A 6,006-nucleotide genomic window follows, 5' to 3' on the forward strand; every position below is an offset into this window, starting at 1 on the left:
TACACCGGTTCTAATGGTGGTTAAAAAGCCCCAATCGGCGTAAAAATCGATATCGGCTTGATAATAGCTTTCTTCTAGCTCGCTGCGCACAAAGCTTGAATTTGAAGAGCCTGCATCGCGCCCACCGCCTACGCCGCTGAGTAAATTAGCCAGTGTATTTGGATCTATATTGAGGGTTACATCGTTTTTACCTAGCTGCCAGCCAGCGTGTTGTGCGGCATTTTCGATAGTTGCTGCCTGTTCGCCTGCGTTTGAGCTTTTATAAGCGGCTTCCCAGCTTTCTTTCGGGCCGCCTTTTGCACGAGTATTGCCCGCAACAAAGCGCGCGTTAAAATCATCGCCTTGGTAACTTAAATTAACATCAAAGCTATTTGAACTTGACTCTTCACGAACATAACTGCCGCGCATCCACGGAAACTGCATGTCACCTTGTACACCACTCGCTGCGGCATCAAACTGCATACCATTAATAATCGTGCCCGACTCATCCAAATTCACATCGGTTAAAAAGTCTGGGTTTAACGACCACTCTGGCATATCAATAACCGACTCAGTGCGGTTTTGCCCCAGCGTAAAACCAAAATAGTTTAAGCCTATTTCTACACGATTAGTTGGTCGCCACTGAGTACTAAACTGTATGCCTTCGCGTTCGCGTTTTTCATTAAGTACCGAGCCGCGCACCACTTGTGGAAACCACACACCATCGTAATTATTACCATTGGCATCGGTAATGGTATCCCAACTATTATTGTTATTGACCACATTACCATTTACATCAACCGGTTGGCCATCGCCGGTGTAGCGCCACACATTGGCATCGGTGCCACCCGAGAGGGTACGGTTAGTACGCTCTTGGTGAGTATAACCCACTAAAAAGCCAAGCGTTTCTGCATCGTTTTTCCAAGAATATAAACCAGTTAGTTGTGGCTCACTGTGTTGCGTTACGTCACTGTACGTCCCTTCAATATTTAGCACGCCAGAGTGTGCCTCCATGCTGAGCGGCTTGCGGCTATGCATTAATACGGTGCCGCCGACACCGCCTTCATCTAAACGCGCTTCAGGTGATTTATATACCTCAACACTGGCTATCATGGCTGAAGGGAGTAGCGTGTAATCAAATGAGCGCGAAGGCTCACCCGGTGATGAGGCAATAAAATTACCGTTAAGCTGCGTAAAAGTAAGCGCAGACGACAAACCGCGAATACTCACCGCTGCGCCCTCACCGCCATCCCGCGCTATCATCACCCCCGGTACGCGTTGCAGCGAATCGGCGACATTTTTATCGGGAAACTTACCTATGTCTTCTGCCGTTATAGCATCGACCACCGAGCTAGACAGACGTTTGATATCGAGGTTTTCTGCCATACTGGCGCGCATACCGCGTACTTCGATAACTTCAATATCGGCCTTGTTCTTCGTTTCAGCTAATTGTGGTGCTGCATATGCGCTACCTATGGCAGCTAAAACAGATAAACACAGCGCTGATTTTATAAATGTTAATGCTGGTAGTGAACAGGGGCGATTATTGCAAGTACTCATGACAGTGTGCGGTTCCGTTTTATGCGCTTTTGATACTTAGCGGCAGGGCTATCAATAAAGGTCAATAGCGGGTCAAAAATTGCTGCTAAGTCTACAGCGCCAAACTTAATGGCCGATTAATAAAATCGATAACTTACTGAATACCTTATGTAAATAACAAAGTGTAACAATGTTTAACGTTATTTTTAAAAAAGCCGGTAAAACTTTTACCGGCTTGACGTTGCATACTATGTACTAAGTTGGTTGTTTACTTGGTTGGCTTACTTGGCAGTGGGCCAAGGATCTCAGTCATTAATGACGCAGGCGGTAAACCCATTTGCATTTTTACCGCGCCATTAGCATCGTGATAAAAAGTAGCGGGGGTTGCTCTGGCACCAACACTCATCATTATTTGATGGTTTTTCATTAATTGCGCATTTATCTGCTCAGGGGGATTTTTTAGCGGCTGTAATGTACGCGCTAAATTATCGTTTTCAAACTTTTTTAACACTTCTTCAGGGTTGCTTGCACTCATAATAGCCGCCGCTTTGCCTAAGCTGTCGGCTTTTAAAATACCCACTAAAATATGGCGTATTTGTACCTCACCCGCATCCACCCAAGGACGCGCATTTTGCCAAAACTGTCTGCAGTAAGGGCAATTGGGATCGGTGAAGGTATAAATTACTCGCTTTGCCTTGGCTGAACCATCGACTATCCAATGGCTACTCTCTAATGTTTGCCAGTCTTTTTGCGCTTTAGGGCCTGTAGCGTAGTCGTTTGCCGCTTGCTCTCCTACATTATTACCATTGGCGTCAAGCATAGGGCCAGTAAGTAAATATTGCCCATCAGCGGTGATATATAAGGTAATAACTTGGCCTTTAAAGTCGGCAACATAGCCTTTCATGTTGGCAGGCGCTGCAAACTCGCTGACTATTTCGCCGCCTTGCTCAGTAACTAACTTAAGGGGTGCTGGCAGTGCTTTTTGTTGAGCCAATATGGGCGAGGTAAACGCAAGTAATGGCAGTAAATAAATTAACTTCATGAGGCATCCTTATTGTGCAGACTGTTGATTTATAGCTTGCATGTAATAACGCAAACTCGCGTGTGAGAGCTCTCCCATGTGACTGGTTACTAATTTGCCATCACTGCTATAAAAAAGCGTGGTTGGTAGCCCAGCAGCTCCGGATTCACGACTTACATTACTGTTTTGATCAAAAAACACATTTTGTAAGTCGAGCTGCTCAGCATTGATAAATTTTTGTACCGTAAATAAGTCCTCTCCTTGGTTAACAAAAACAAAGGCAATATTAGGATTATTTTTTTGCGCAGCCTGTAATACCGGCATTTCTTTACGGCACGGCGGGCACCACGACGCCCAAAAGTTAATAACCACAGGTTTGCCTTTAAATGACTGTAAATCAACCTCTTTACCACGCAGGTTATATACCGCAGATTGTGGCAGCTCAACCCCAGCTTTATAAATAGAGGCTGCAAAGGTAGGCACCATAATAGTAAACAGCGCGACAATAGCCGCGATAAAATAGGTTTTCAGTACTGCTTTTTTGCCTCGCGCATACAGCGCCAACACAAGCACACCCGCCACCCAGCCATAAGAAGGGATAAAGCCGCCATCACTGATATTAATAAGTTGCCACCAGTTTTCTTGATACGCATCCCACATAGTCAAAACAAATAGTAATCGCGCAACAATAAAGCCCACTACAAACGCTTTAAATACCGTGTCTAAAATTGCTTTTTGCTGTGGTTGCTTACGAGTTTGTAAATAAGTAAGCCCCCAAAATACGCCTAAGCCTAATAAAATAATAAGCTGCGAAATGGCAATAACAAACGGCCCGAATGAAATACTTAACATAGCTATAAATCTTCTTTAAATACGGTTAGCCGCTATAGTATACAAATCGTTAATTAAGCCAATATTAAGAGCAAAAATTAATAGTAAATAAGCACATAGCAGTTACTTAACCTGAACTATGGTTAAGAGATTTACTAACGTATTGAATCAGAGTTATATTTAAATTTATTTTCTCTAGCCAGAGATTTTCAGTGAAAACAAGGCCAATTTACGCGTCAATAGCTGGCCTATTGCAAGTAAATTCAACGCAGTTAGCGCTGAAAATAGCTGCTTGAGATAGATTTATTATCCAAAGCTCAGGTTACTTAACCAATGGAAACAGGTATTCTAGCTAGGGTGTTTTAAACAGAGTAGCGAGTATGTTTGTATTGTTAGTAGAAGATGACGAAGTAATAGCCGATGCTATTTGTACTTACTTAACCCACCAAGGGCTAGCCGTTGAGCACGTTAGTACCCTGAGTGCAGCTACTACTTATATGCAATCGAGCAATTTTGATTTATGCATTCTTGATTTAAACCTACCCGATGGTAATGGTATTAACTGGTTAAGCTGGCTGCGTGACAACCGTTTTTCGCTCCCCGTGCTTATTCTTACCGCCAGCAATACCATAGATGACAAAGTTATTGGATTAAAAAAAGGCGCCGACGACTACCTGGTAAAACCTTTTGATTTAAGAGAGTTATTAGCGCGACTGTTAAGCTTAAAGCGCCGTGCAAGTGATAGGCTCAGCAATACAATTACTCACGGTGCACTGCAATACGATTTAGAGCAACATAAAGCATTACTCAATGGCACGCTTGTTTGCTTGTCGCGTAATGAGGACTTGTTACTGCAAACTTTTTTAAATAGTCCGCAACAAATTTTAACCCAAAGCCAGTTAAAAAATGTACTTTATGGCGTGTGCGATGATGTAGCGAGTAACGCACTTAACGTACATATTTTTAATTTACGTAAAAAGCTAGGCGCACCGGCAATAGAAACCATACGTGGCCTAGGCTTTAGATTAGGCACAATAGAGGTTAGCCACTAATGAGCTTGCGTTTACGGTTAACGGTATTGGTTGCAGCGGTATTTTTAGGCTTTTGGCTTATCGCCAGCGTATGGATGATATCGGGGTTAAATAATAAGTTAGCGGTTAACTTTGATCAGCGCCTACGCTCAACCGCGTTTATGTTAGGTAACATTTTAGCCCATGTACCCAAAGATGCGCTCAGTAAAAGCCTCCCTGATATTATAAATGCCAGCGGGGTAAACACTGAAAAAGGCCTAACCTGTCAAATTAGCTCCTTGCAAGGCAGTATCATTGCCAGCAGTAATAGTCAATCGTTTCCCAATCAACCTACCCTAAACCAAGGTTTTAGTTATTTAAGCTCTGAGCAAGCGCAGTGGCGTACATTCACCTTAATTACTGCGCAATATAAAATTACCATTGCCGATAAGGTGGCCGAGCGCGATATGCTCTATCACGACTTGCTCATTAGCATACTCATTCCACCTGCGTTAGCTATTTTTGTTGCCCTCGTATTACTTTGGTTTGCCATAGGCACAGGAATACGGCCAATAAAGTTATTAATACATGCGCTTGAAAAACGCGGCAGTCACGACTTAGAGCCGATACAGTTAAACCAGCCTTTAAAAGAACTGCAACCGCTTATAACTAGCCAAAATGCCTTAATGGCACGCTTAGCAAAAGGGATCAGCCGCGAAAAACACTTTACCAGTAATGCCGCGCATGAGCTAAGAACCCCACTAGCCGGCATTTTAGCGCAAATACAATTAGCAGAGCTTACGCAAGATGCCACCCAACAAAAAGCACTAGGGCAAGCTAAAAAAAGTGCGCATAGATTAAATACCATTTTAGACAACCTACTGGTATTGGCCCATGTAGATGCCGACACGCCGCTAAACACTACAGAGCCTTGGGAACTTGAGTCGTTAATTACTACTGTGGTAACAGAATCAAACAACAATAGCGCCCGCTTAACCTATAGCATAACAGCAAGCCAGCCAGTGTACTGTATTCCCAGTGCCATGTTCACTATAGTGTGTCGTAATTTACTTGATAACGCATTTAAGTACAGCAAAGCGAATACACCAGTCATTTTAGCCGCTAATTTAACAGCCACAGCACTAAAAATAACCATTAGTAACCACGCCTATATTAACCAAGCTGACTTAGTAAATATGGCAACTCGTTTTTGGCGTAAAGGCGCAGCAAACGGCGCTGGGCTTGGCCTATCAATTGTGGCCAGCATCGCCGAAAAGTACCAAGGTTCGCTCACTCTTAAAAATAATAATGCGTTATTTATTGCCGAATTTACCGTGCCCGTTAAGGTAAATAACTAAGTTACGAAGTAACCTGATGTAACAACCTTCCTTTTACTGCATGTTTTTTTTAAGCTAATAGCTGTTTTATTAAAATATGCTGAGCACTTGCTAATACATGCTCAGCAACCCGCACACTATCTCGCGCTAAGTACTAGCTGCGGCCAATATTATTAATAAATCAGCGTTGCCCTGCACAACATTTATTTACTTAACAACTACAACACCAACAATTAATTCACCCCATTTACCTTGTATTGCTAGATTTAGAAAATAACAACTGGTATAA

The 6,006-nt window shown here is 43.0% G+C and carries 5 protein-coding genes; 2 read left to right on the plus strand and 3 right to left on the minus strand.

The window, feature by feature from the left end; genetic code table 11:
- From ABYB02_RS13580 to ABYB02_RS13590, 3 genes are all read right to left on the minus strand, one after another.
- A partial coding sequence (locus ABYB02_RS13580; RefSeq protein WP_372762966.1) for a TonB-dependent receptor occupies positions 1–1,539 on the minus strand: 1,539 nt, incomplete at its 3' end.
- A gap of 247 nt (positions 1,540–1,786) precedes the next feature.
- A complete protein-coding gene (dsbG, locus tag ABYB02_RS13585) occupies positions 1,787–2,560 on the minus strand; it encodes a thiol:disulfide interchange protein DsbG (RefSeq protein WP_372762967.1) in 774 nt (257 codons plus the stop codon).
- Positions 2,561–2,569: 9 nt separating this feature from the next.
- Positions 2,570–3,391, minus strand: a complete 822-nt coding sequence (locus tag ABYB02_RS13590; RefSeq protein WP_372762968.1) for a prolipoprotein diacylglyceryl transferase family protein — start codon at positions 3,389–3,391, stop codon at positions 2,570–2,572.
- A gap of 359 nt (positions 3,392–3,750) precedes the next feature.
- On the opposite strand from ABYB02_RS13590, the gene ABYB02_RS13595 reads away from it, so the two are divergent.
- The gene (locus ABYB02_RS13595) at positions 3,751–4,422 is read left to right on the plus strand and encodes a response regulator transcription factor (protein ID WP_372762969.1); all 672 of its coding nucleotides are present in this window, start codon (positions 3,751–3,753) and stop codon (positions 4,420–4,422) included.
- Positions 4,422–5,738: a histidine kinase dimerization/phospho-acceptor domain-containing protein gene (locus ABYB02_RS13600; protein ID WP_372762970.1), complete on the plus strand. Its 1,317-nt coding sequence runs from the start codon at positions 4,422–4,424 to the stop codon at positions 5,736–5,738. Before ABYB02_RS13595 ends, ABYB02_RS13600 begins: the two co-directional genes overlap by 1 nt.
- Positions 5,739–6,006: the final 268 nt, after the last annotated feature.

It is taken from the genome of Pseudoalteromonas sp. (genome assembly GCF_041613455.1).
Taxonomy (GTDB): domain Bacteria; phylum Pseudomonadota; class Gammaproteobacteria; order Enterobacterales; family Alteromonadaceae; genus Pseudoalteromonas.